The sequence below is a fragment of the Salinispora mooreana genome (genome assembly GCF_000379065.1).
GTDB lineage: Bacteria > Actinomycetota > Actinomycetes > Mycobacteriales > Micromonosporaceae > Micromonospora > Micromonospora mooreana.
Map to the genome: position 1 here is coordinate 1,690,639 of NZ_KB900614.1, position 24,168 is coordinate 1,714,806.

Consider the following 24,168-nt stretch of genomic DNA (forward strand, 5'->3'; position numbering starts at 1 on the left):
TCACCCCTGAACCACGACGCGCAGGGTGACCGCCTCGCTGCTGACCTGCTCCCCGGTGTCGGCGAGGGTGCCGGTGGCGCTGAAGGTGAGGCAGTAGGTGCCGGCGCGGTCGAAGGCCCAGTTGTAGTGCTGGTGGTCGCCAGCGTTCAGGGCGATGGTGTCGGGCAGACCGGCACCGCTGTCGACGAGGACGTTGGGCTGCCCGACCGCGTTTTCGGTGTAGAGGGCGAGTTCCCCGGGCCCGCTGACCGACTGCATCGCGAGGGTGAGCTCGTCGTCGGTGAAGACGCCGGACTCGACCTCCTCGGTGGCGACGCCGGGCCATACGAGGTCGGTGTCCTGGATCTGGGGCAGGATCCACACTGTCGACACGCCGGGGGTGCCGAGGAAGTCGAAGGCGGGGTCGTTCGGGACCGTCACCTCGGCCTGCTGCTTGACGACGATCTTCACCTCGTCGGCGGCGTATTCGACGTCATTGTCCTCGTCGTGGACACCGAGCTCCAGCTCGCCGGCCTCATAGGCGATATCGACCAGGTCGATGTGCCCGGAGCTGAACCTCACCAGTGATGCCTGCGCTGGTTGCGTTGCCGCGAGCAGCGCCGCGGTCGCCGCCCCGGAGGCGAGCAGCAGGCGGATGGGCTTACGCACGAAGGAACTCCTTCCCCGCGGTCCTCCTTGGACCGCAGCTATTGGAAATGATAGTCGTTTTCTTTAACTGGGGGAAGCGGCTGCCGGGTGAAGTCGGTCACGGTGACGTGTCCTCAGTGGATCGCCACGCTGCGGGGCCGGGCAACGACCACCGAAAGCCGCCGACCCCACACCCAGCACGACTGAAGCCACGAGCCGGTGATGAGAGCATCTCAAGATCACCGATGACCACTCGCCCTCGCCGACCCTCCGGGCGGTCTACCGGGTAACCGGTGACGCCTCCTGACGGGAACTGGGGTCGGACAGTGACGAGGGCCGGGAACTATCACCCTGCCCACCCCGCCGCCGCCACCGCCTGGCCAAGAGGCCATGTCGAGGGGCAAGCAACCAGGCGGCAAGGAAGACGGCCGTGGCAATCAGCACGATCGTGCCACCAACGGGGGTGTCGTAGCTCCACGACAGATACAGGCCAACCACCGCTGCCGAGCCGCCGATCACCGGGGCGAGCAGCATCATCACGCCGAGTCGGTCGGTGAGCAGACGCGCCGCCGCCGCAGGGGTGATCAGTAGAGCGAGGACAAGAATGTTTCCGATCGTCTGCAAAGAGATCACCACGGCGAGGGTGACCAGAACGTAGAGCACGATGTCGAGCCAGAAAACCGGAAGCCCCATCGAGCGCGACATCTCCCGGTCGAGGCAGACCGCGACAAACTCCTTGTGCAGAGCGAGTACCAGGCCGAGGATGACCAAGCCGGCGCCGCCGACGACATAGAGGTCCCGGTCGGGAATGCCGGTGATCGAGCCGAACAGGAACTGTTGCAGGGACCCGGCGTACCCCGGGGCCTGTGAGATGATCACAATGCCGAGGGCGAACGCGCCAACGAGGAAGACACCGATGATCGAGTCCTCCTTGACCCGTCGATTCTGCGAAAAGATCGCGATCAGCAGTGCGGTGGCGACCCCAGCGACGGCTCCGCCCAGGACCAAACTGCCCTGCAGGACGAAGGCGACCGCGATTCCCGGGAAGACCGCGTGGGCCACGGCGTCGCCGATGAAGGCCATGCCCCGCAGGACCACATAGCAACCCACGACACCGCAGACGATGCTCGACATGACCGCGATCGCCAAGGCCTTCGGCAGGAACGCGAGGTTGGGGTTGAACAGGTCGGTGAGAAAGTCGGTGATCGACATCAGATCGCCTTCACGAGCTTCAGTAGCGGGGAGGTATCACTCACGCCGAAAGTCGTCGTCCACAGCGCGGCGTCCTGCAGGTCCGCCGGGTGTCCGTCGGCGATGATCCGGCCGTTGAGCAGGACCAGTCGGCTACAGGTGTCCACTGCGGCCACGAGGTCATGGGTGGTCATCAGTACCGCGTGCTCTGCACCAGCCAAACTGGTGAACAAGTCACCCAGTAGTTCCTGGGTGGGCATGTCCAGCCCGGTGAACGGCTCGTCCAGCAGGAGGATCCGCGGCGCGAGAGCCAGCGCGCGAGCGACCAGGACGCGTTGACGTTGCCCACCGGACAGCTCACCGACCGGGCGGCGACGCAGCTCGGTGAGCTGTACTCGGTCCAGCGCGGCGCCGACAGCCCGCCAGTCGGCGACGCCGGGGCGGCGGAACAGCCCCATTCGGCCGGTCCGGCCACTCAACACGGCTTGCTCGACGGAGATGGGAAAGTCCCAGGTGAACTCGTGGCGCTGGGGGACATAGCCGATCTCGCAGCGGCCGGGGCGCGACGGCTTGCCCCCGACCAGCACCCGGCCGGCGCGGATACCGGTCAGCGCCAGAATCGCGCGCAGCAAGGTGGTCTTGCCGGCGCCGTTCGGGCCAAGGAGCCCGACCAGCTCACCCCGGTCCAGGCGCAGGTTGATGTCCCGCAGGACCGGTCGGCCACCGAGATCCACCTCCAGCTGGTCCACCTCAAGCTCGCTCAACGGTCACCCCCGGACAGCGAGGTCCCGCCTTCTCGCTCAGCCTGCCGCTTGGCCCGGCGTCCCCGCAGCAACAGAAGCACCAGGCCGGTGGCGAGCAGGACCGCCAGCGTCACCATCGCGGGGAGGAGCAGATTTATGGACTCGGCGGCTGGCTTGCCGGCCTCGGCGCGGTCGCTGACCGGTGAGGTCTGTTCCGCCGATCCGGGGAGGTCGGTGGTGGCGGTATACGCCTCGTCAACGCTGGTGCCGTCGCCCACGGCAAAGCGCAACATGCGGGTTGCTGACACTGTCTCACCGCTGATCAGGTCGGCGGACACCTGCACCGCGATCAGGTAGACACCTGGTGCGGTGAAGACCCAGTTGGCGTGGGTGTGGGTGTTGACCTCCGCCCAGAACGGCTGGGCCTTCGGCTCGACGGAGCGCCACAGCGGCTCGGGGGCCGCGAAGTTCCCCGACTGCAGGTACGTCGTGAGGGTTCCGGGGCCGTCCACGCCGAGCAAGGAGAGGGTGACGCCACGGTCGATGCTCTGCATCACCCGGGGATCCTGGGTGTTCCAGCCGAGCCAGACGACATCGGGCTTCTGGACCTGCGGCACCACGTACACCTGTTCGCCGGCGTCAACGCCGAGAAACTCGTACGCCGGATCCTCCGGAACGGTCTGCAGTGCCGCGTCGGACACCCGCAACACCGTCTCGTCGGGGTCACGCCACACCGGCTGTGCCTGCGTACCGTCGTGAATCAGCAGTGTCCACTGGTCATCGACGTAACGGGGGCCGAGGTCGATGTGTCCGGCACCGAGTTCCGCCCGACCGGTGGTGAGCGGCTGGTCGGCGGCGATCGACTGGCTGAGCCCCGGGGTGGGCTCCTGCGCCGCCGCGGCAGCCGGCATCGTCGTCAGCACGATCAGCACCGCGAGCACGCAGCGTGGGAGCAGCCCGCGTACGCGGGTGCGGCGTCGCACCCATCCGGATGTCACTGAGGCCTCCCCTGGTTGGTGGTGGTCAGACAGTCACGCAGCGATTCAGCGTTGAACCGCATCATCTGCACGTAGTTGGTGATGTCGCGGTCGAAGGTGTCGCCGTAGATCGCACACACCCGGAGCCCTTCCTCACGGGCCACCTCGTTGAGGGTGGTAGACCGGGCTGCCAGGTTCGGCTCCAGGAACACCGCCGGGATCTTCAGGTTGCGGATCGTCTCGGTAAGACGGCGCCGGTCGGCAAGGCTCGGTTCGACGGCCGGGTTCGGGGCGACGAACCCGGAGATGTTCACCCCGTACGCCTGGCCGAGGTAGCCAAAGGCGTCATGAGTGGTGATCAGGTGCCGTCGCGACGGCGGAATCTCGGCGATGGTGTTGCGCACGTACGTGTCGAGCTGCTCCAAGCTGTGGATGTAGGCCGAGGCGTTCGACCGATAGGTCGCCGCGCCTCGGGGATCGGCCTCGATGAGGGTGTCGCGGATAAGTTCGGTGTAGGAGATCGCGTTTCGCACGTTCTGCCACAGGTGCGGGTCGATCTCCCCGTGTACGTGTTTGCCGAGTACCGCCTGCGGAAGCTGGTACACCCGACTACCGGGTCGGCCGAGGAACCGGAGCCGGCGATCGCCGGGCACCTCCAGCAGCGCCTTACCCGGCACCTCGATGACCGTGCGGGCCGGATCGTAGACCCGCTGTTCGGCTTCCCCGCTGCCCTCCGGGTCGGCGAACAGGTAGAGCCGTTGCTGATCGAGGTCAACGGTGAGATCAGCGTGGCCGGCATTCAGGACCGTCGCCTCGGGCATGCCCGGCACCGAGTAAGGATCCACCCCGACGGCGAACGTGAATTCCTGCTCGCCCATCGGAACCGATGGTGCCTGCGGGTCAACGGACAGCGTCGCCCGCATGCTCAGCCGGTAAACACCGGGTTTGGTAAACGCCCAGCTCATGTGCGTGTGCGCGTCGGGTGGGAGCACGGCGGTGTCGGCACGGAAGCCATTGGCCGGATCGAACCCGTCGGTGGAGTCAACGTAGACCGACGGGTTGCCGAACGACTCGGTGAGGTAGGCGACCACACCACCCGGACCGTCAGCCGACGTCGCGCTGAGCAACACGTCCGAGGCGCGGTTCGCACCGTGCACCGCACCGGTCCCCCGTACCCGCATGCCCAGCCAGAGGGTGTCCAGCGACACGTCCTCGACCAGCGGAATGATCTCCGCGGCGTACTTCACCGCTCCCTCTGCCAGCGAGATGTTCGGCACCCCCGCGCGCAGGTTGGCGTCCAGCGCCTTGATGATGGCCTGCTCTTCGAGTAGCAGATAGTTACTGAAGGCGACGTCGGCGTAGACCACGTCCCGGATGTCGCGAAGCGACGGCTCATAGCTGTGCGGATCTGCACCGTCGCGCACCAGCGAACTGACCGCTACCCGGTCACCGCCGACGTTGTGCACCAGGTCGCGCAGGATTCCGGTGGTCGTGATGACCTGTAGGCGCTCGTCGTTCGCGCTCAACGCCACCTCCGACCGACAGCCGGCGACCAGCCCCACAATCAGCAGCGGCAGGATCGCCCGCCGCAACCAGGACCGGGGCGCCGGAATCACGAGCCCTCCTGGTTGGTGCCAGCACGGCGACGGGCGAGCAGCACCAGCAACGCCCCGGCGACAACAAGGACAACGCCAACCGTGCCCGCCAGCAACACCCACCCCGCGCCCGTACGCGGCAGCGGGCCGGTGCCACCCTGGTCCTGTCCGTCGTCCCCGGAGCCGCTGCCCGATCCAAAGCCACCGCTCGGGTCGGTGCTATCGCCGACGGCAATGGTGAGCGTCTTCGTGTCGGTGACCGCCTGGCCGGCGGTGGTGGTGCCGCTCATCTGCACCGCGAGGCGGTACAGGCCGGGCTTACTGAAAGCCCAGTTGCCGTGCGCGTGCGTGTTCAGCGGAACAGCCAGCTGCTGCGGGAACGACGTCGCGGAGTCGAACAGCACGTCGGCCTCGCCGAACGAGCCGGTCAGGAAGAGCGCGAACCGCCCGGGCCCGTCAACGCCCTTCAGCGTCCAGGTGACGTCGCCCTTGATACCGGAAACGACCGACTCGTGCTGGGTGTTCCAGCCCGGCCAGACGATGCCGGACTGCTGGGACTGTGGCAGCAGCCAGACCGAATCGCCCTGCGGACCGAGAAAGTCCGCACCGGCGGGTACAGTGATCTTCGCGTTGTCCTTGATCCGCAACACCACGTCGGCGGTCTCTCGCCAGACAGCCGGGCTGGTGCGATCGTCCTTGATCCGAATTGTCCAGTCGGCTCCGGAGAGTTGCGGCCCCATGTCGACGTGTCCATCGGCGATGACCTGCTGGGCACCCGTCTCCGTGGTGGTGCCCGTCTTCGCGGCCGCTGGCGCCATCGGCGCGGCGAGAGGTTTCGGTGTCGCAGTCGGCCTCACTTCGGCGACGGTCGGGGCGAGCGCCGCCGTGTCCGGCTGGCTGCCGGGCCGCGGAGGCTGCGCAGCCGACGGCAGCACCTGCCCAGCCGGGACGATCTCGGGTACGCGAACCCGATATGTCGCCTCAGCGCTGGCCGCCTTGCCGGAGCGCAGGTCCGCCGACACGGTCAGCGTGAGCCGATAGTCGCCGGCGGCGTCGAAGGCCCACACCACACCATCGGTACGCGTAGCCGCTGGTAGTCGCAGAGACCGCGGCAGATTCGTGCCGCTGCCGAACAACGCGGTCGCCCCTTCGAGGCCCGACAATTGGTAGGCGGTGAAGTTGCCCGGCCCCTCGACCGACCGCAGGCGCAGCGTCACCATGTCCTCGGTGACAGCGCCCAGAGGTACCCCGGTGGTGTCCAGGGTGGGGAATTTGGTGTCGCCGGCGGACAGCGACCACACCGGCTGGCCCGCCGGCCCCAGGAAGGCAAGGGCTGACCTGGCCGGAACCCGGCCCGCCAAACCCCCGTCAGGGCCGAGCACCACCTCGGCCGGGTCGTAGCCTGGCACGTCGCGGGCCACCTGGCCGGCGTCTCGGATTCGCAGTGACATCGCGTCACCGTCGAGCGTCACCGAAACCAGGTCCGCATCGGTCGCGCCTATCGTGGCCGTTTCAGCGACAGCCGGCGCGGCCCCTACGGCCAGGGCCAGGACGGCCAGGGCAAGGCCGGCCGCGCCGGCACCCCTGCTTTTCATCGTCATTGCTCGCTCCCCAGGCGACGTGATGGTGTTGTCTCGTGCGGTTCCTGAGCGGCACCGTTGTTGGCAGCGTCCTGCGGCGTCGTCCGGCTCGCCTCCGACCGGCCCTGCTCACGGGCGGTCGCCACCGCCTGCGCGATCGCTCGAAGCTGCCGGCGGCGGGCAACGATCAGCAGCCACCCGGCGAGCCCGATCGGGATCAGTAGGGCCAGCTGTAGCCAGGGCACCGCCCAGACGGTGGCCCGCGTCGTATCGCCCCGCGGTGGCGGGTCAAGGACCTGGTCGCCGACGGCGGCGGGGGTGACAGTGAGCCTCGTGGTCAGCCGGAAGAGCGGCGGCACACCCGTCATCCGTACGGTGGTGGTCACCTCACCACCCGGCAGGATCTCCGGTAGGCCCGCCGCTTCCACAGAACGTCGGCCGAGGCCGAGGGGGCCGGCCACCTCAAGCGTGGGTAGGCCGGTGAGCCGGACGTTGCCGGTATTGCGGACGGTGACGGTGGCGGTGAGCGTGCCACCGACCAGGGGGTTCAGCGACCCGGTGTGCCGTACCCGAAGGTTCTCGACAGTCAACGCGGGTCTCAGCTCTCCAGTGACCCGCAGGTAGATCCGGGCGCCGACGCGGTGATCGACGGCGACCTGGTTGCCCTGGCCATCCGCCGCCGTGGTGGCGAGTGACGCGACAACACCTCCGGCGTGGTCGCCCGGTGTGGCGTTCTCCGGAACCGTAAGGGTGAACGGAACATTCAGTCGCGACGTTGACGGGATCGTCACACTGCGTTCGGTGAAGCGGACCCAGGAACCCACATCAGTGGGTTGCTGACCGCCGGCCAGCAGGTCAAAACCGCCGTTTTCGGTGGTGAAGGCGTCGCTGGCGTAGAGGTTCAGGGTGAGCGGACGCGTCGAGTGATTGGTGACCGCGACGTAGTCGGTCACCGTCGCGCCGGGGTTGAGCTTGTAGGTGAAAGCCGGGCGGCCGTTCGGTCCGTCCGGACTCGATGGCGCCACCCCCCAGGTCACCGCGGATGGAGCCGACGACGGGCCCGGTGGCGGCGTGGGTGGGGCCGAGGCGGCGCCGAGCAGGGCGAGGCCGGTGGCGATGGCGGCGAGCAGGCGCATGGGGGCGACGATTTCCGTTCCGTGGGGCAGGGAATGGGTGGGCGGGCGCGGTTGCGCTCCGCCCACCCCGCAGCTGTCCGGGGCCCTGAGGTCAGTGCCGGGCCCTCGGACCGGCCGGCACCCTTAGATCGCGGTAAGGGTGAGGGTCGCAGTGTAGGTTCCCGCGGCCGTCTCGGTGGGCAGGCTGAGCCGCAGCCCGGCACCCAGTTGGGCGGTGCCCCGCCCGGCCTCGTTCGGCGCCGAGCCCAGAACCGCGCTGCTGCCGAGGCCGCCGCCGCTGCCGACGACGTACGGTGCCACCTCGGGGCCGGCCACGACCCCCTGCCCGGCGCCCTGAGCCAGGACCCGGGGGGTCCAGCCGAGGTAGCCGGCGCTGAAGGAAGAGCCGTCGGGACCGGCGAAGTCATCCGGGATCTGCCCGGATGCGCTCCAGCCGGGTTGACCGGCGCGGGTGTCGGTCACCGTGACGGGCCGGAGCTCACCACTGCTCTCCCATCGGTCACCGGCGCTGTTGAGCTGGGCGGGTGGCAGCACCACCGCCCGGTCGTCCGGGTCAACGCTGATGACCAGGGAGCCCTGGGTCTCGTCGATCGACGCGGTGATCGTCTGTGAGTTCCCTGGCTCCGCCGGCGCGAACGCCACCCAGAGAATAACCGGCTCGCTGACGGCCGACACCACGTCATCGTCGTCGTAGAGCTTGGCCAGGTACTCGCAGGCGTTCAGCTCCCGGGTCGCGGTGAACGAGTAGCTGGCACCCGCCTCGCCCGGGATCATCGTCCAGTCCGTCGCACCCGGACACCTGCTGAACCAGTGGTAGGAATCCAGCTCGGTCTGCGGCGTCTGCACCGCGTTGAGCGTGACGGTGTCGTTGGGCTGGTACTCATCGGCCATGCCGCTGACCGACAGGCCGACCTCCGAGCCGTCACCGGGCAGTTCGCCGACGAGGAACGAATAGTCCACCGGTCCGGTGCTGATCGTGGTGCCGCCGGTCAGCGTCGCATCGACCTGGAACGTCAGCGTGTAGTCGCCCAGCGCGCTGAACGCCCAGTTCGAGTGCGCATGGGTGTGCACCGGCACCTCGATCGCGCCCGGAAGCCCGTCATCCCCGCGGAACTTGATGATCGGACCACCGAACGAGTCCTGCGTGAACAACGTGACGTTTCCCGGCCCCTGCACCTCGACCAGGCTCAGTCGCACCGTGTCGTTCTCGAACACATCGGACTCGAGAGTCGTGGTGTTCCAACCCGGCCAGAGCAGATCCGGGTCCTGGGTCATCGGCAGCAGCCAGATCTGGCTACCTGCCGGGCCGAGGAAGGCGAACCGGGGATCGTCCGGAACGGCCATCGCCGCCTCCGGCAGGACCTGGAACGTGACATCCGCCGGATCCCGGACCACGGCTGGGCTGAACGTGTCGTCATTGACCTTCAACGACAGACTGCCGTCGCTGTAGCGCACGTCGATCGCGTCGGCGTGCCCCTTGGACAGCACCACCTTCTCCGCCGCCAAAGCAGCGACCGGCGCCGCCACCAGGCCAACGACCACCGCCCCGGCTAACAGGGCCGCAAAGCCGCGAGCCCGCACCGTCGCATTCATGCCTCCCCTTTCACACCGCGTGCCCACGCGGTGGTACGTGGTGGTGTCACCGTCGGTCTGCCGGGCCAGCAGATCTTCGGCTCGCACGCCGCGAGGCGTGTCGACAACGGTAACGACAACGGTTTTCATTATTGCACTGTTGGTCAACCAGTTCCACGCGGGGATGGAGGCGATCCCACGCACCGCCAGCTACACCTGCCCCGCCACTGGCCCCGCACCTGCCATCGGGCAGGCCCTACTCGCCCTTTGACCTTGCCCCTTGGGCAAGCAGCACTGTGGTCCGTGCCGGCCACCCGGCCGGCACGAGGAGGATGACACCGTGGAGCTGCTGACGATCGGCGCGTTCGCCCGGGCGGCGCGGCTGACCCCGAAGGCGTTGCGTCTGTACGACGAGGTGGGGCTGCTGCCGCCCGCGGCGGTCGATCCCGATTCCGGCTACCGGTTCTACGCCCCAGAGCAGTTGGCGCATGCGCGACTGATCGCCCAGTTACGCCGCATCGGCATGCCGCTGGCCGACATCCGTACCGTGTGCGACCTGGAGCCGGACGCGGCGGCCCGAGCGGTCACCGACTACTGGCAGCAGGTCACCGCCGACACCGCGACCCGCGCACACCACGTCGCCCGCCTCGTCGCGCACCTGTCCCAGGAGGGCGTCACCATGTCCACAACCAACCCCACCCCGACCATCCGCTACGCCGCCCGCTGCGACCAGGGCAACGGGCGCGACAGCAACGAGGATGTCGCCTACGCCAGCGACCGGCTGCTGGCCGTCGCCGACGGCACCCGGGGCGCCGGCGCCACCGCCAGTAGCGCGGCCGTCAACGCGCTCAGGGCGCTCGAACCAACCGACCGGCCCGCCGTTGACCTGCTCGCCATGCTGGCCGCAACCATCGACGACGTCGATCGCGCGGTGCATGCCACCAGCACCGACGACAACCAGCCGGCCACCACCCTGACCGCGCTGCTGCGTCGCGGGACGCAACTAGCCCTGGTACACATCGGCGACACCCGCGTCTACCTGCTCCGCGGCGGTGAACTCGCGCAGCTCACCCAGGACCACACCTGGGTGCAGAGCCAGGTCGAGCACGGCAAGCTCAGCCCGCAGGAGGCTGCCACCCACCCGCAGCGCGCCCTGCTCACCCGCGCGCTCGGTGGTGGCAGCCAGCCCGTCGAAGCCGACCTGGCGCTGCGCACCGCCCTGGCCGGTGACCGCTACCTGCTCTGCTCCGACGGCCTGTCCGCCGTCGTGAGCCGAAGCGACCTGCACACCGCCCTCGCCGGGTCCGGTGACCCCGAGCCAACCGCACAACGACTGATCGACCTGGCCTACGCGGCCGGCGCGCCGGACAACATCGCCTGCGTCGTCGCCGACATCATCGCCGCGTAGTGGGGTCGTCGCCGCGTAACGGCGTCGTCGGCACAACGCCGTTACGCGGCGCACGGAGCCCCGACCAGGACACTTGGCCTGCGCCGTGATCCTGATAGATCCTTGTGGTGGCCAGCCCCGAACGGGTCAGGTCACCGACGAACCGCTCGTACGCAGCCCACCTGGTCATCAGACAGGAACTTCACAGGCACAGCCGAACAACGTACGTCTGGGTCCGTCGGTTCGGAGTTAGTTCCGCCAATTGTCGGTCAGGGTCAGTGTTCCGCTGTTCGGGATCGTGGCGGTCCGGTTGCTGCCGTTTTCCCAGGTAACCTGACCGTTGGACTCCTTGCGGATGTACTTGTACTGGATGGCGATGCCGCTGGACAGGGGGGTGGTCAGCCGCCACTGGGGATAGCTGGCGGCGCTCATCGGCAGGGCGCGGTCGGGGTTCCATGAGCCGAGGTCAGGGTGGTCACCGACGACGAAGACGTTCTGCCCCCAGACGGTGGTGGCGGTGACCGCGAACGTGACGTTGACGCGATCCGACGGGGACTGGGACGGGTCCGGAGTCGGGCTGCCCGTGGCACCCCGGTAGAGGGCCACCGCGTCCCCCGGGCCGATGCTCGCGGCGAACTGGCCCAAGGAGTTGACCGTGTAGGTGGGTCCGGTGCATCCGCCACTCGTGGTCGGGTCACCGTGCTGCACGTCGCAGTAGGTGCCGGTGGGCAGTGACGTCTGGAAGGTTCGGGTGAGGGTGCCGCCTTCCTGGTTGATGGCGACGAAGGCCCGGTCACCGCGGCCGAACGCGATCTGATCGTTGCCGTTGTCCCACCAGTTCGTCACACCGGTGCCGGCGGCGGCGTTGCGGAAGCCCACCATGTTGGCTATCTGGCGCCAGGCGTGTTGGCACTTCCACCCGTCGGAGTAGCAGGCGTTGACGTGGCCGCCGTTGGGCGGGCCGGCATCCCGGTCGCTGAACTCGTAGCCGGAGTGCACGTGCGGCGCGCCGTACGGCCAGGCCAGCATGAACACATTGGCGAGCGTGTAGTCGGAGCCGTTCTTGTAGGAGAGGGTCTCGCCGTTGCGTTCGGTGTCGTGGTTGTCGACGAAGACGCCGGCCTTGCCGCTGGACAGGTAGCCCCAACCTTCACCGTAGTTGCGCAGATAGGCCAGCTTCTCGTTCTGGAACACCCGCTTCAGGTCACGCGCGTAGCGGAACTCCTGCACGTCGCCCGTGCCGAGGTACTCGCTGGGCTGGACCGCCTCACCAGCACCGTAGATCACCTCCTGGATCCAGTAGGCGTCGGGGTTGCTCATCCGGGAACGGATCGCCGCCAGGTCGCTGGCGGCGATGTGCTTGGCCGCGTCGATGCGGAAGCCGTCCGCGCCGAGGGAGAGAAGGTCGTTGAGGTAGCCAGCGACACGCCCCCGTACGTAGTCGGACCCGGTGTTCAGGTCTGCCAGGCCGAGCAGTTCACACTCCTGGACCTCGTAGCGGTTGCGATAGTCGCTGATGTGTTCGCGGCAGGAGTGGAAGTCCTGGACCTGGTAGAAGCCTGGGTAGTCGTACTTGTTGTAGTTCGTGCCGCCGGTGCCGGTGCCGGATCCTGCGGTCATGTGGTTGATAACCGCGTCCACGATGACCTTCACACCGGCACCGTGGCAGGCCTCGGCCATGGCCCGAAACGCGTTCCGGTCACCCAGCCGGCCGGAGATGTGGTAGCTGACGGGTTGGTACGACGTCCACCACTGCCAGCCCTGGATGTGCTCCTGCGGCGGGGAGACCTGGACGAAGCCGTACCCCTTGGGCCCCAGTGTGTCCTGGCAGGCCCGGGCGATCGAGTCGAAGCGCCACTCGAACAGGACAGCGGTGATGTCCCGGTCGCCCGGCGGCGACGCCTGAACGTTGGCCGGCAGCGAGGTGGCGGTGATGACGGTGATGACGGTGACGAGAGCGGCGGCGAGGAGGCCGGCTGCACGCCGACACCAGCGGTGTGGACCGAGCGTGGTCAGCACCTGAGTTCTCCTAACAGGGACGGTGGAGTGGGACGGGTCGGGGGCACCGTCAACCGGCGGGCGCCATTGACGACTCTCTGATAGATCTTGCAATCAGCACTGCAACACCGACGAAACTTGCTGGAAAATTTTGCACAGATGGTAACCATACCCGTAGGCAAACGTCAATACGTCTCGAGCCCGCACCGAGTCAAGACCTGCCGCATAGCTGCAAGGGGTCAAGGGGTGGTAGGACCGCTGATCGCCGACCGGTCGATCGGGGTCAGCGTCCCGTCGAGGATCGCGTACGCCAAACGTGCGGCCCGGCGCATCGCCGCGTGCAGGTCGTCGATGATTCGGGCTTCAGGCTGGCGTCTTCGACCCGGCGGCGGCCCATATCGCCTTTGACCGGTGTGGATCGTTGTCGGCCATGGTGGTGGTCCGTCTGTCACGGCGGCGGGCGTGGTCTTCCTGGTCCTCAGATTGTTGGGACGGTGGCTGCGTTGGCCTCCAAGGCGAAAATTCCGGTATAACGGACGTCCGCTGGTCGACATCCCGTTCCGGAGGTGCCCGTGATGAAGCAGTTGCGTGACCGTCTCGATGAGGTGCTCAAAACTGGCCAGCTCAGCGGCCTGCATGCCATCGTGGCGGTTCGTGGCGGCCAGACGTTGTTGGAGTACTACGGGATCGGCGAGGACTTCGCCTGGGGCGACTCGCGGGGCGTCGTCGAGTTCAGGCCCGAGACGCTGCACGACATCCGGTCAGTCACCAAGAGCGTCACCGCGCTGTTGTACGGCATCGCCCTTGGCAAAGGGTTGGTCCCACGGCCGGAAGAACCACTCGTGCCGCGGTTCTCGCAGTACCCCGACCTGGCCGCCGATCCCCAGCGTGCCCGGCTCACGGTCGCGCACGCGCTGACGATGTCCTTGGGCCTGGAGTGGAGCGAAGACGTCCCGTACAACAGCCCGGCCAACGCCGAGATCGCGATGGAGCTGGCACCGGACCGATACCGTTACATCCTGGAGCGGCCGACCCTCGAGCCACCCGGCACCCGTTGGACCTACTGCGGTGGTGCCACGGCCCTGCTCGGCCAACTGATCTCCGACGGCACCGGGCTGTCGCTGCCGCAGTATGGGCAGGCCGTGCTGTTCACGCCGCTGGAGATCGATCAATTTGAGTGGATGACTGGCGCAGACGGAGTGGCCTCCGCAGCCTCCGGACTGCGACTTGCGCCCCACGACCTAGCCCGGCTCGGCGAGCTGGTGCTGGCCGATGGAGCCTGGGACGGTCAACCGATCGTCCCGGCCGACTGGATCCACACGATGCTTCAGCCACGACTACAGACCAGCTGGGGCGGGGGGTACGGCTACCAGTGGTATGTCGAATCCACCAAGGACCCACGGCTGGTGGCCGGCTCGGGCAACGGCGGTCAGCGCCTGTACGTCCTACCTGACCTGGACCTTACCGTGGCCATCACCGCTGGCAACTACGACGACCCCGACCAGTGGCGGGTCCCGCGGGCGGTGCTGGAGCAGGTCATCCTTCCCGCAGTGGCTTGACCAGGCGAAGCTCTCCCTCACCGCCGACGAGACCGGTGGCCGCAGCGGTCCACTCCCGTACGAACGCGTCCTTGTCCCGAAGAGGCTCACCGTGGTGTCCCGGCGTACGCTGCCGGGGTCGCCGCCCGGAGCGCGGCCACGAACGCTTCGAGTTCGGCCGCGAGCTGGCCCCAGGTTGGCGTTGCCCTCCGAGCTCACCTCTCCGTCGATCCAGTGGTTGACCACCCATCACCACGGGTAGCCCCCACCCGGCGGGCACCGCACCATGCTCGTCCGAGGGTGGTGTGCACACCGGCGAGGCATGGGGGGTGACCTCGCCGGGTCGGTGGTGATCGCGGGTCGCGGTCAGGACGGTGTCGGTGCGGTGGTCGGGACCGTGAGCAGGTCGTGCAGATCGGTGGGGTACTCGCGAATGTCGGCCGTGGCGACGTGACGGACGATGCGGGCACGGTCCAGGACGGCGATGTCGTGGGCGACCTGGCAGGCCAGGGCGAGGTTCTGCTCGGCGAGCAGGATCGCGGTGCCTTCGGCGGCGAGGCCGGTGATGATCGCCGCGAGCTGCCCCACGACGGCGGGGGCGAGTCCTTCGGCCGGCTCATCGAGCAGGAGCACGTCCGGGGCGGCCAGCAGCGCGCGGGCCAGGGCGAGCATCTGCTGCTCGCCGCCGGAGAGCTGGTGAGGTCGGTGCTGGCGTCGCTCGGCCAGGACCGGGAACAGGTCGAGCACCTGGCGGGCGTCGACGCTCCTGGAGCGGGTGGGGTGTGGTCGGGGCAGGGTGAGGTGTTCGTCGACGGTGAGTCCGGCGAACAAGCGGCGGCCCTGGGGAACCATGCCGAGGCCGGCGCGGGCCCGACGGCGGGTGTCGCACCCGGTCAAGGGCTGTCCGTGCAGGAGGATGTCGGTGCCGGGTCCGGCGGGGTGTAGGCCGGCGATGGTGTTGATCAGGGTGGTCTTGCCGGCGCCGTTGCGTCCGACGACCGCGGCCACCCGCCCGGCCCGCACGTCGAGGGTGATGTCGGTGAGCACCGGCGCGCCGGTGTAGCCGGCGCTCAGGGTGCGCACGCGCAGGACTGGCGTCCCGGCCACGGCCGCCGGGGTGGCCGGGCTGTTGGGTGCCGGGCTGGTGAGGGCATCGGTGCCGAGGTAGACGCGGCGTACGTCGGGGTGGTCGCGGATCTCTGCGGGGGTGCCGGTGGCGATGTGCTGGCCGTGGTGCAGCACGGTGACGGTGGTGGCGACGGCGGCGACGAAGTCGAGGTTGTGGTCGACCAGTAGCACGGTCATGTCGTCCGGCAGCGCGCGGATCAGCTCGGTGAGGCGGGTGATCTCCTCGGCGGCGAGGCCGGCGGAGGGCTCGTCGAGCAGCAGGAGCCGGGGTGCGGCGGCGAGCGCTACGGCGATCTCCAGTCGGCGCTGGTCGCCGTAGGCGAGTTGGCCGGCGGGCCGCTCGGCCAGCTTGGCCAGACCGACCTGGGCCAGGGCCGCGTGGGCGGCCGTCACGGCACGCCGTTGGGGCCGCAGGGCCGCGAGGCGTTGCCCGGGGACGGCGAGTAGCACGTTCTGCACGGCGGTGAGTGGGCGGGCCAGCGCCGGGTGTTGCCAGGTGCGGGCGATCCCGGCGCGGGCCCGGCGGTGGGCCGGCCAGCCGCTGATGTCGTGTCCGGCGTAGTGGATGCGCCCGGAGGTAGGGCGCAGGGTGCCGGCGACGAGGTGCAGCAAGGTGCTCTTGCCGGCACCGTTGGGGCCGATGATCGCGTGCCGGGCCCCGGGGGGCAGCTCGACGCTGACCTCGTTGACAGCGCGGCGGGCGCCGTAGGAGCGACTGACGGTCACCAGGCGTAGTAGCGCGCCGGTCATCTCCGCCTCCTCGGGAATCTCGTGGTGAGGCCGGCGAGGCGGTGCCGGGGCAGGTAGGCCAGCAGCAGGAAGGCCAGGCCGAGCAGGGTGGGTCCGTGGCCACCGAGCAGACCGCCGACCCAGTCCCGGGCGGCAACGAGGAGGACCGCTCCGGCGCAGGCGCCGGCCATGCTGCCGGAGCCGATGAGCGCGGCAGCGAGAGCGAGGGCGGAGACGCCCATGGCCGCGTCGGCGGGCGAGACGTACCGGGTGTCCGCGATGGCTAGTGCCCCGGCCGCGCCGGCGATCCCCCCGGCGATCGTGTATGCGGCGAGCAGCAGCCGGCCGGTGTGCTGCCCGGCTGCCTGCACCCGGGGTTCGTGGGCGGCGATGCCGCGCAGCAGCCACGCGAAACGGGTCCGAACGACAACGGCGACGGCCGCGCCGATCAGCAGGGTGCAGGCCAGCACGTACAGGTACACCCAGCCGGGCCGCACCATCGCCGGCAGGCCAGGCAGCGCGACGACGGGCGGCGTGTGAATGCCTTCGCTGCCGCCGGGCGCCCACTGGTTCGCGGCGGCGTGGACGAGTTCGCCCAGGCCGAACGTGACCATGAGGAAGGTGGTTCCCCGGGCCCGCACCGCCAAGACGCCGGTCACGGCTGCCGCGACAGCACCAGCAGCGGCAGCGGCGAGCAGTTGGACCGGGCCGAGGCCAGTCAGCGTGGCGACGCTCGCGGCGGTGTACGCGCCGACGACCAGGTAGGCGGCCTGTCCCAGCGGCGCGAGTCCGGGGAGCCCGGCCAAGAGTTGGGCGCTCATCGCGAGGACAGCCATGACCAGGGCGGTGGTGGCAAGAGAGATCAGATAGGCATTGATCAGCCACGGCAACGTCACCGCCGCCACCAGAACACCGACCCCCGCTGTCGGCAACAGCCACGCCGGCCCGAACCCACAGCGGCGGACCGGCGTCTGTGCGATGCCCGCGTCGGGGTTCGGGGTGAGGATGGTGGTCATGCGGGCCGTCCTGGGAGTGCGGTGCGTTGGCGGATGGTGAGCGCGGCAAGCATGGCGGCGGCGAGCAGGAACGCGGCAGCGCCGGGGACGAGGGCCACGCCGAGGGTGAGGATCTGCCCGACGCCGAGTGCGGCGAGCAGGGCACCGCGGATGCTGCCGAGGCCGCCGACGACGCAGACGATCAGCGAGTACACCAGGATGGTGGTGTCCACGCCCGGCGATGGGCCGATGACCGGCGCCCCGAGCACCCCGGCGGTCACGGCAAGGACTCCCCCACCGACCAACACCCCGGTCCGGACGAGGCCGGTGCGCAGGCCGCTGGCGGCGGCCATGCCCGGGTCGGCGACCACCGCGCGCACGACCGCTCCGACGCGGGAGCGCTCGACGAACCAGAACAGCCCCACCACGAGCAGCACCCCGACGGCGATGAACCCCAGCCGATAGACCGGATACTGGTAGTCACCCAGGCTGACCGAGCCGGCGAGCGCCCGGGGCGGGTCGACCGACCGCGGTTCGGCGCCGAACACGGTGCTGAACTGGTCGGCGGCGATATAGGCGACGCCGAGGGTCGCCAGCACCTGATCGAGCGGCCGGTCGGTGAGCGGGCGCACCGCGGCGGCCAGACCCGCTCCCCCGAACGCGCCCACCACCACCGCACCGGCGAGGGCGAGGGCGAGGCCGGCCCAGCCGCCGTCGGCGAGGTACCACGCGAGGTAGGCACCAGCGAGGTAGAGGGTGCCGTGGGCCATGCTGAGCACCCCGGCCACGCCGACGATCAACGTCAGCCCAGCGGCGATGGTGAACAGCAACAGCCCGTACGCGACGCCATCCAGCGCGGTGATCGTGTAGGGGTTGACGAGCCCGGCCAGGCCCACGGCACTCCTCCTTTCCTCGCTGCGGGTCCGCCGGTCAGGTGTGGGCGGGGCGGCGGCCGACGGTGGTGTGCATCAGGTAGCCGGACAGCAACAGCTCCGGGTCCATCAGCACCTCCCGCAGCTCGGTCAGCTCGTCGCGGGTCATCCCGGCGTCGAGCAGCTGCGCCTCGCGCTGGATCGAGTTGCTGCGGTGCAGCAGGCAGATGCCGGTGCCGCCGCGCCAGGACCGGGATTCGATGTGACTGTCGACGTCGACCAGGCCGGCGCGCATCATCACCTCCGGTGCCCGCTTGGCCCAGCCCATGTCCGCCCCCCTTGACTCGCCGAAGCCGATCAGCGCGTCATGGAAGCGTTCGATCAGCTCGGTGGCGCGGGGGCTGGGGCTGCGGCGGATCATGTCCCGCCAGGTGCAGTCCCAGTCCGCCACCACGAGCACCCCACCCGGAGCGAGAGCCCCCATCAGCTGGGCGAGGACCTGCTCCCGCTCGGGCAGGTGCATCAGCACCAGCCGGGCGACGACCGCCTGCTGCGCCCCCTCCAACGTCAGGTGGCGGATGTCGCCGGTCCGGACGGTGATGTTGGGGCCGGTCGGGATGTGGCGGGGGTCGAGGTCCACGGCAGTGACGTGCCCGGCCGGGGCGATCTGGTCGGACAGCCACGCGGTCAGCGTGCCCGCTCCGGCGCCGACGTCGGTGACGTTCCAGCCCCGCGTCAGCCCGGCCTCGGTCAGGAGCCGACGGGTGCCGAGATCGAGGATCTCACCGAGGAACCGCAGCTGGTTGGCGGCCTCGTCGGTGGCGTTGTCGAACATGTATCCGGCGGTCTGCTCGCCGGCGGTGGTCGTCGTCATCGCGTCTGTCCTTCCGGGGGTCAGGAACCGAGGGTGGTCAACGTCTGCATGGTGCGGTTGACCCACACCTGCCCGTCCTGGGCGACCTCGCGCAGGTAGTACGCCTGCACCGGGGTGTGGTTCTTGGGCCCGAACTGCCAGGCACCCCGGGGCGAGTCGATCGACCCGACCCGCGACAGCGCCGCAGTCAGTGACTGCCCGGTCAGCTCACCACTCGCCCCGCCAGCCGCGGCGGACGCGGAGGACGAGGTTGCCGGGCTGACCGCCGTGGAGCTGCCCGGCACCGGCGACGCCGCTGGGGCGTCGGGGCCGGCGAGCGCTTCGGCGATGGCCTTGTCCAGCACGAGCGCCGCGTCCCACGCGCACACGTGGTAGAGATTCGGCAGCTTCCCGTCGTTGGCCGCCGTGTACCGGCGCACGAAGTCCCGGTTCGCCGCGTTGTCCAGCGTGGTGGAGTAGTTCAGGGCCGTGTAGATCCCCTCCGCCGCCGGGCCCAACGCGGCCAGCGACGGGCCTTCGGTGAGGAATCCTGAGGCGTACAGCGGCACATCGACGCCGTACTGCCGGTACTGCTTGACGAACTCCACCGCAGAGGCACCCGCGTAGAAGGTGTAGACCGCTGCCGCCCCAGATTCCTTGATCTTGGTGAGGTACGGGGAGAACTCGGTGGTCGGGGCCGGCGCCCACGGCGTCCACGTCGGCTCTCCGCCAGGGTTGGCCAGCTTCCCGCCGGCCTTGCGGAACGGGTCGACGAACCCGCCGATCTGGTCGCGTCCGCCGATGTAGTCCGGGCCGATCACCCACACTCGGCCCTCGCCGACCTTCTGGCGCAGGTAGCCGGCGATCGACGCGCCGGTCTCCTGACTCAACCACGACGTCGACCACAGGTAGGTCGGGTCCTCTACCGTCGACGGGCGCCCGCCGGTGCCGATCAGCGGCACCCCGGATTCCTTCAGCAACGGGTACAGGGTCTGCACCGTGTCCGCGGTCCCGCCGCCAACCAGGGCGAGGACCTTGTCCTGCTCGATGAGCTTGCGCGCCGACGCGAGCGCGGTGGCCTTGCCCTCGCCCTCGTCGGCCTCGATCACCGTGACCGGTCGGCCGCCGAGCTTACCGCCCAGCTTGTCCAGGGCCAGCCGAAACCCGGCGGCCTGGTCGTCGCCGATCGCCTTGTAGGGACCGGACTTCGGCACGATGAGGCCAATGCGGATCTCCTCGCCGCTGGCGTCCGAGTCGCCAAGGCTGGACCCGGAGCATCCGGAGACCGTGAGAAGCAGGGTGGCGACGGCGATGGCGACCGCTCGTCGCCGCCGAGATCGGCCGGTGGTCTGTTGAGGGGTCACAGGAATCCTTTCGTCGACAGTTTCGCGTCCGGGATACGCCGGTACTGGCCGTGTTCAGGGGCGATGAGGTTGCTGCTCGCAGCCAGGGGCGCTGCCGGCGGCATCACGGGTGGTGGCTTGCGGCGCGGTCGGTGGTGAGGAGGTGCTTCAGGACGGAACGGACGGAGGCGGGCTCGGTGGCGTCGCAGGTCAGGACCGGGACGTGCGACGCGACCCGCAGCGCCTCGCGGATCTCGTGACGGTTACGAGTGCCGCCGAGCGGCCGGTTGATCGCCACCAGGTACGGCAGGCGGCGGGCGTCGAGCCAGTCCAGCGCCGGATACGAGGCGGGCAGCCGGGTGGTGTCGACCAACACCACGGCACCGACGGCACCGGCGCTGCACTGGTCCCACATCCACCACCAGCGCCGCTGATCGGGGGTGGTGCGCACGGCGATGGTGACACCGCTGGGCAGCGTGGCGTAGCCGACCTCCCACACGCTACCCGGCTGCCCGGCCAGCACCGTGTGGCCGTGACTGGCGGACCGCAGGAAGCACGTCTTGCCCACGCCTGGGCCGCCGACCACCAGGACCGTGACCGCCGAGGCCCGCCCGTCTGCCACGCTGGTGCCCCTGTCCACGATCATCACCGCCCGCACGCGAGTCAACCGGCGGTGCGGGGTCCCGGCTTGGCCTGCTCACCGATCCGGGCCGCGAGCGCCGCCAGTTCGTAGGCGACCTGGGATGGGTCACATTCGGTGCGGGCCAGGGCCGCCAGCGAGGTTCCGTCGGGCACCTGCTGCACCACGAGGATGCCGTCGTTCATCATCAGCATCTGGAATTGCACGCCGCCGGTCTCCAACAGGTCGGTGGCGCCACGGGCCAGGCTGACCAGACCGGACACAATAGCGGCGAGTTGGTCGCCCCGGTCACTGTCCAGACCGGCGGTGCGGGCCAGCAGCAGCCCGTCCCCGGACACCGCGACGACATGGGCCACGGCCGGAATCTGCCGGGCCAAGCCATCCAGCACGACCGAGAGCTGGGGATTGCGGGGTGTGGCAGTGGTGGCGCTCATCAACGTTCTCCTGTCGAAAGGGGAGGGGTGGCAGACGCGGCCCGCAGGCCGCGTAACGTGCCGGCGACCTGCGCCCTGATCGCCGCAGGATCGATCGGCGCGGATGGTTCGGAGTGGGTGCGCGGTGTCGGTATCCCACCCGGCACCACGTGCGCTTGGGAACGGCGCCGCGGCAGACCGGACGTGGTATGCCCGTCGGTGGCCGGCTCAGCGGTGGTCGCCGCAGCATGCCAGCCCGCGTCGGCCGCGGTCCGGAACCCACCGTGCCCGTCGCCGCTCTGCGGCCACAGCCACGGCGACCGGACCGCCATCTCCCGAAACGTCGGGGCATCCGCCGGCCGGGCAGCGCCCGCCGGCAACGGAAGCGGACCTCGCTCGTGGCGCACCAGCGGCAATTCCATCGTCGCGTCCGACGGCGGCACCGTCGGGGACAACTGGGTGGGCCCGGTCCAGCCGCTACCGGTTCGCGGAATCGGCGGCACCGACGCGGGAGCCGCATTCACCGGCGACGCGAACGGTTGCTGAGGCCCTCGCTGGATCTGGCTGGGAACAACAATCTCCCGTACGTGCACCCGGGTCACGTACTCGGCCGGTACGGTCACCTCGGCCGTGATACCGGCCGGCCGGCTCGGGTTCAGGCGCACCGTCACGCCGAACTCGCGGGCAAGACGGGAAACCACGACCAAACCCATCTGGTCGGTGACCGCGACCTCCACCTCCGGACTCAACAGCAGTGCGTTGGCGCGGTCCAACTGCTCGGGGGTCAACCCGAGGCCGGAGTCGACGATGAGGATCTGCACGTCGCGCCCAGCCCACACCGCGAACACCTGCACCTGGTCGGCGGAGAACCGGGTAGCGTTGTCCAGCAACTCCGCGAGGATGGACTTGACCGCGGCAACCGCGCGGGCGTCGATCTCGGCTTCGACCAGCCGCTCCACACTGATCCGGGCGAAGCCCTCGGTCTCCGACAACGCCGCCTGGATGAGGTCGCCGAGCTCCACCGGCTGTCGCTGCACCTGGCCGGGGCCACCACCGGCGACGATCAGCAGGTTCGCGCCGTAGCGGCGCAGACGCGTCGCCTGCTGGTCAGCGCCGAACACCCTGGCCAGCCGGTCCGGGTCATCCTCGTCGCGTTCGAGGTTGTCGATGCTGCCCAGCAGCTGCTCCGTCAGCGCCTGCACCCGCCGCCCGATCGACGTGATCATGGCGCTTACCAGAGCCCGACCTCGCGCCTGATCCACCGTCGCATCCACTGCGGAGCGAAGAACCCCGTTGAAGGCGTCTGCGACCCGGCCCACCTCATCCCGGCCGACCACCGGCACCGAGACCCCGCCAGCGCCCTCAGCCAACCGCTGTGCCTCCGCAGGGTCCGAGGTCGCCCGCAGCCGTCCGACCAGGCCCGGTAGCTCGACATCCGCGACCCGCCGCGCACCCTGCTCCAACATCGACAGCTGGCCAACCAACGACCGCGCCACCCGCACCGCGGTGAGCACGGCAACGGTCAACATCACCGTCAGCACACCGGCCTGCACCACCGCTGCGCGAACCTGCTCCATCCACAGGTCATCGGCGGTGGCCCCAATGTCACCATTCACCGTCACCTGCACCTGAGAGAGCAGATCCGCCCGGGTGGTCATCACCCGGCTCCACTGCTCAGCACCGCCCGGCAGCCGGACCGGCTCGTACACACCGGTGCCCGACACCGCCCCGTCCAGCCGTACGGCGGCCAGCACGTCCGGGCCGGTCAACGTCCGACCCGCCAATGCCTGCCACGACGACCGCGCCAAGGCGTCGAACTCGCGCAGCGCCTCGTCCTGTGCAGAGCGAGCGGCCACAACCTCGGCATGTAGTGCCGGGGTCAACCGCCGCGCCGCCACCGCCTGCAACACCGCCACCTGCTGCTGGCTCACCGACTCGCGGGCCCGCGACAACGCCGCCGACGCTCGTATCTCATCCGCGAGCTGAGGAGTCACCCTGCTCTGCGCTACTGCGGGAAGCAAGTCATCAAGATCAGCGATTATCCCTCGGTAGCCGAAGGCTACCGCCGACAGCGACACCAGCCCGTCACCACGCACCCGCTGTCGCTGCGCCCTCACGTCCACCAACCCCGCGTCCACCCTGGCTAAGACCACTCGCACGGACTCCGGGAGTTCGTCAAGCCGGTCGCGCCGCTCGTGGAACCGCGACAACGCACGGTCCGTGTCCTGGACTGCCCGCTCGAAGTCCGCAGGAGTGACCGTCGAGCCAGGCAGCAGCAAACCCACCGCGGCGTTCCGCTCGACCTGAAGCCGCTGTGCTACCCCCGCACCAGCCGCACTCGCCGCGAACATGTCCCCGGCACGCTGCGCGGATCTGGCCTCTGCGATCGAGGACCAGAGGCCGAAGCCCGTCGAGAGCACCGCCACCAGCGCGGTCGGTACCACGATCAGCGCCGCCTTGACCCGGACCGGCATGTCGGCCAACAGCCGCGTTCTCGCAGCCGAGCCCTGCCTCGTAGTGCTGTCCAACCCCACCATCCTTGTGATCGTGCCGCTAACGACAGGTCGCGAGCCGCTGGCGAGGAGACTCACGCAGGCCACCGCTCCACAACCGGGCCCGAAGGCGAGGCCGGCCCTCCACTTGAGCGACACCAACCGCTGGATCTCCGCCTCACGAACCAGCCAGCCAGCCACACCACGGAAAACCAACCCGACCAGGAAGGCGATGAGCAGCAGCGCCTCTCCCCTGACGCGCCTCTCTCGACGCCCCGGAGGTGTAGACGAATGATCCGGCCGACACGAAGGGGAAACTCCCTGGTAGCAGGGCCGGTACCGCCGGCCGGGCGGCCGCC

General features: G+C 69.5%; 20 protein-coding genes and 1 pseudogene. 3 read left to right on the plus strand and 18 right to left on the minus strand.

Going from position 1 to position 24,168, the window contains the following annotated elements; all coding sequences use genetic code 11:
* The 8 genes from SALPAC6_RS0108100 to SALPAC6_RS0108135 form a co-directional block, all read right to left on the minus strand.
* A complete protein-coding gene (locus SALPAC6_RS0108100) occupies positions 1-648 on the minus strand; it encodes a choice-of-anchor M domain-containing protein (RefSeq protein WP_018252929.1) in 648 nt (215 codons plus the stop codon).
* Positions 649-906: 258 nt separating this feature from the next.
* Positions 907-1,839, minus strand: a complete 933-nt coding sequence (locus SALPAC6_RS0108105; RefSeq protein WP_018252930.1) for an anchored repeat-type ABC transporter permease subunit — start codon at positions 1,837-1,839, stop codon at positions 907-909.
* A complete protein-coding gene (locus SALPAC6_RS0108110; RefSeq protein WP_018735239.1) occupies positions 1,839-2,582 on the minus strand; it encodes an anchored repeat-type ABC transporter ATP-binding subunit in 744 nt (247 codons plus the stop codon). The genes SALPAC6_RS0108105 and SALPAC6_RS0108110 overlap by 1 nt, the downstream gene beginning before the upstream one ends.
* Positions 2,579-3,559, minus strand: coding sequence for a choice-of-anchor M domain-containing protein (locus tag SALPAC6_RS0108115; protein WP_018252932.1), 981 nt, complete (start codon positions 3,557-3,559; stop codon positions 2,579-2,581). Before SALPAC6_RS0108115 ends, SALPAC6_RS0108110 begins: the two co-directional genes overlap by 4 nt.
* Positions 3,556-5,154, minus strand: coding sequence for an anchored repeat ABC transporter, substrate-binding protein (locus tag SALPAC6_RS0108120; protein ID WP_018252933.1), 1,599 nt, complete (start codon positions 5,152-5,154; stop codon positions 3,556-3,558). The genes SALPAC6_RS0108115 and SALPAC6_RS0108120 overlap by 4 nt, the downstream gene beginning before the upstream one ends.
* Entirely contained in the window at positions 5,151-6,734 is a 1,584-nt protein-coding gene (locus SALPAC6_RS0108125) for a TIGR03773 family transporter-associated surface protein (protein WP_018252934.1), read from the minus strand. The genes SALPAC6_RS0108120 and SALPAC6_RS0108125 overlap by 4 nt, the downstream gene beginning before the upstream one ends.
* Positions 6,731-7,849, minus strand: a complete 1,119-nt coding sequence (locus SALPAC6_RS0108130; protein ID WP_018252935.1) for a WxL protein peptidoglycan domain-containing protein — start codon at positions 7,847-7,849, stop codon at positions 6,731-6,733. Before SALPAC6_RS0108130 ends, SALPAC6_RS0108125 begins: the two co-directional genes overlap by 4 nt.
* 123 nt (positions 7,850-7,972) lie before the next feature.
* Positions 7,973-9,442: a choice-of-anchor M domain-containing protein gene (locus SALPAC6_RS0108135; RefSeq protein WP_188115251.1), complete on the minus strand. Its 1,470-nt coding sequence runs from the start codon at positions 9,440-9,442 to the stop codon at positions 7,973-7,975.
* Positions 9,443-9,539: 97 nt separating this feature from the next.
* Here SALPAC6_RS0108135 and SALPAC6_RS30015 point away from each other — a divergent pair, with 97 nt between their 5' ends.
* Both SALPAC6_RS30015 and SALPAC6_RS0108140 read left to right on the plus strand, forming a co-directional pair.
* The gene (locus SALPAC6_RS30015) at positions 9,540-9,692 is read left to right on the plus strand and encodes a hypothetical protein (protein ID WP_223874427.1); all 153 of its coding nucleotides are present in this window, start codon (positions 9,540-9,542) and stop codon (positions 9,690-9,692) included.
* 69 nt (positions 9,693-9,761) lie between these two features.
* A complete protein-coding gene (locus SALPAC6_RS0108140; protein WP_018252937.1) occupies positions 9,762-10,829 on the plus strand; it encodes a MerR family transcriptional regulator in 1,068 nt (355 codons plus the stop codon).
* A 228-nt stretch (positions 10,830-11,057) separates the two neighbouring features.
* Here SALPAC6_RS0108140 and SALPAC6_RS0108145 read toward each other — a convergent pair whose 3' ends face one another.
* Both SALPAC6_RS0108145 and SALPAC6_RS28890 read right to left on the minus strand, forming a co-directional pair.
* Positions 11,058-12,827 (minus strand): carbohydrate-binding module family 20 domain-containing protein, encoded by a 1,770-nt coding sequence (locus tag SALPAC6_RS0108145; protein ID WP_018252938.1) that lies wholly within the window; start codon positions 12,825-12,827, stop codon positions 11,058-11,060.
* A 230-nt stretch (positions 12,828-13,057) separates the two neighbouring features.
* Positions 13,058-13,156: pseudogene (locus SALPAC6_RS28890) on the minus strand (IS5/IS1182 family transposase); the annotation flags it as partial.
* Between the two features lie 225 nt (positions 13,157-13,381).
* Between SALPAC6_RS28890 and SALPAC6_RS0108155 the strand changes: the two are divergent.
* Positions 13,382-14,365 carry a serine hydrolase domain-containing protein gene (locus SALPAC6_RS0108155; protein WP_018252939.1) on the plus strand — a complete coding sequence of 328 codons (984 nt, stop codon included), beginning with the start codon at positions 13,382-13,384 and terminating at the stop codon, positions 14,363-14,365.
* A 345-nt stretch (positions 14,366-14,710) separates the two neighbouring features.
* On the opposite strand, the gene SALPAC6_RS0108160 is transcribed toward SALPAC6_RS0108155, so the two are convergent.
* The 8 genes from SALPAC6_RS0108160 to SALPAC6_RS0108195 form a co-directional block, all read right to left on the minus strand.
* Positions 14,711-16,222: an ATP-binding cassette domain-containing protein gene (locus SALPAC6_RS0108160; protein WP_018252940.1), complete on the minus strand. Its 1,512-nt coding sequence runs from the start codon at positions 16,220-16,222 to the stop codon at positions 14,711-14,713.
* On the minus strand, positions 16,219-17,217 hold the full coding sequence (locus SALPAC6_RS0108165; protein WP_026189437.1) for a branched-chain amino acid ABC transporter permease: 999 nt from the start codon (positions 17,215-17,217) through the stop codon (positions 16,219-16,221). Before SALPAC6_RS0108165 ends, SALPAC6_RS0108160 begins: the two co-directional genes overlap by 4 nt.
* Positions 17,214-18,092, minus strand: coding sequence for a branched-chain amino acid ABC transporter permease (locus SALPAC6_RS0108170; protein WP_026189438.1), 879 nt, complete (start codon positions 18,090-18,092; stop codon positions 17,214-17,216). The genes SALPAC6_RS0108165 and SALPAC6_RS0108170 overlap by 4 nt, the downstream gene beginning before the upstream one ends.
* Positions 18,093-18,126: 34 nt before the next feature.
* Positions 18,127-18,942, minus strand: a complete 816-nt coding sequence (locus SALPAC6_RS0108175) for a class I SAM-dependent methyltransferase (protein WP_018252941.1) — start codon at positions 18,940-18,942, stop codon at positions 18,127-18,129.
* Positions 18,943-18,962: 20 nt separating this feature from the next.
* The gene (locus tag SALPAC6_RS0108180; protein ID WP_018252942.1) at positions 18,963-20,285 is read right to left on the minus strand and encodes an ABC transporter substrate-binding protein; all 1,323 of its coding nucleotides are present in this window, start codon (positions 20,283-20,285) and stop codon (positions 18,963-18,965) included.
* A 103-nt stretch (positions 20,286-20,388) separates the two neighbouring features.
* Entirely contained in the window at positions 20,389-20,910 is a 522-nt protein-coding gene (locus tag SALPAC6_RS0108185) for a hypothetical protein (RefSeq protein WP_397540899.1), read from the minus strand.
* A gap of 17 nt (positions 20,911-20,927) precedes the next feature.
* On the minus strand, positions 20,928-21,338 hold the full coding sequence (locus tag SALPAC6_RS0108190; RefSeq protein WP_018252944.1) for a roadblock/LC7 domain-containing protein: 411 nt from the start codon (positions 21,336-21,338) through the stop codon (positions 20,928-20,930).
* Complete coding sequence (locus tag SALPAC6_RS0108195; protein WP_223874275.1) at positions 21,338-23,791, minus strand: sensor histidine kinase; 2,454 nt, start codon at positions 23,789-23,791, stop codon at positions 21,338-21,340. The genes SALPAC6_RS0108190 and SALPAC6_RS0108195 overlap by 1 nt, the downstream gene beginning before the upstream one ends.
* Between the last annotated feature and the right edge of the window lie 377 nt (positions 23,792-24,168).